Annotated in this window: 1 tRNA gene and 1 rRNA gene; both read right to left on the bottom strand. The window is 47.6% G+C overall.

What is annotated here, in order from left to right:
• Positions 1-2 precede the first annotated feature (2 nt).
• Positions 3-76: transfer RNA gene (locus IRZ78_RS25915), tRNA-Ile, on the bottom strand.
• Between the two features lie 123 nt (positions 77-199).
• A 16S ribosomal RNA gene (locus tag IRZ78_RS25910) occupies positions 200-1,713 on the bottom strand.
• Positions 1,714-1,867 lie beyond the last annotated feature (154 nt).

The raw sequence follows: 1,867 nt of genomic DNA, 5'->3' as shown, positions 1-1,867 counted from the left end.
AGTAGTCCCGGGCAGACTCGAACTGCCGACCCCTACATTATCAGTGTAGTACTCTAACCAGCTGAGCTACGAGACTCTGTTTTACTTAAAATTTATTATTTGAACTAACAGCAAGAGTAAAATAGTCTTAAAATTATAATCCTATAGAGCTTCTTCTTTTTTCCTCAGCGTGCATTGCTGCTAACACTTGAGGCTCTAGAAAGGAGGTGTTCCAGCCGCACCTTCCGGTACGGCTACCTTGTTACGACTTAGCCCTAGTTACCAGTTTTACCCTAGGCAGCTCCTTGCGGTCACCGACTTCAGGCACCCCCAGCTTCCATGGCTTGACGGGCGGTGTGTACAAGGCCCGGGAACGTATTCACCGGATCATGGCTGATATCCGATTACTAGCGATTCCAGCTTCACGGAGTCGAGTTGCAGACTCCGATCCGAACTGTGACCGGTTTTATAGATTCGCTCCTGGTCGCCCAGTGGCTGCTCTCTGTACCGGCCATTGTAGCACGTGTGTAGCCCAAGGCGTAAGGGCCGTGATGATTTGACGTCATCCCCACCTTCCTCACAGTTTGCACTGGCAGTCTTGTTAGAGTTCCCGACATGACTCGCTGGCAACTAACAACAGGGGTTGCGCTCGTTATAGGACTTAACCTGACACCTCACGGCACGAGCTGACGACAACCATGCAGCACCTTGTAAATTGTCTTGCGAAAGATCTGTTTCCAAACCGGTCAATCTACATTTAAGCCTTGGTAAGGTTCCTCGCGTATCATCGAATTAAACCACATGCTCCACCGCTTGTGCGGGCCCCCGTCAATTCCTTTGAGTTTCATTCTTGCGAACGTACTCCCCAGGTGGGATACTTATCACTTTCGCTTAGCCACTGAAATTGCTTCCAACAGCTAGTATCCATCGTTTACGGCGTGGACTACCAGGGTATCTAATCCTGTTCGCTACCCACGCTTTCGTCCATCAGCGTCAATCAATTAGTAGTAACCTGCCTTCGCAATTGGTATTCCATGTAATCTCTAAGCATTTCACCGCTACACTACATATTCTAGTTACTTCCTAATAATTCAAGTCTAACAGTATCAATGGCCGTTCCACCGTTGAGCGATGGGCTTTCACCACTGACTTATTAAACCGCCTACGGACCCTTTAAACCCAATGATTCCGGATAACGCTTGGATCCTCCGTATTACCGCGGCTGCTGGCACGGAGTTAGCCGATCCTTATTCTTACGATACCGTCAAGCTCCTTCACGAAGGAGTGTTTCTTCTCGTATAAAAGCAGTTTACAATCCATAGGACCGTCATCCTGCACGCGGCATGGCTGGATCAGGCTTGCGCCCATTGTCCAATATTCCTCACTGCTGCCTCCCGTAGGAGTCTGGTCCGTGTCTCAGTACCAGTGTGGGGGATCTCCCTCTCAGGACCCCTACCCATCGTAGCCTTGGTAAGCCGTTACCTTACCAACTAGCTAATGGGACGCATGCTCATCTTTTACCGTTGTGACTTTAATATAATCCTGATGCCAGGTCTATATACTATGAGGTATTAATCCAAATTTCTCTGGGCTATCCCTCTGTAAAAGGTAGATTGCATACGCGTTACGCACCCGTGCGCCGGTCTCTATCTCCGAAGAAATATACCCCTCGACTTGCATGTGTTAAGCCTGCCGCTAGCGTTCATCCTGAGCCAGGATCAAACTCTTCATCGTATATTGTTGATCTAATTAAAATCAGATCGTATTGTTATTCGAATCAGTCTCTATCGGTTATTCTTTAATCTCTCGATTATCTTACTCTTTATTCTTTTGCTCTAACATCTCTGTTAAAGCGGCTGTCAATTCAATATGTCTACGAACGTGTTTC

The organism is Flavobacterium sp. CSZ, assembly GCF_015350725.1.
In the GTDB taxonomy this organism is placed as follows: Bacteria; Bacteroidota; Bacteroidia; order Flavobacteriales; family Flavobacteriaceae; genus Flavobacterium.
The sequence above is the reverse complement of the archived record's forward strand: the minus strand, read 5'-3'. Positions and strand labels throughout refer to the sequence as shown.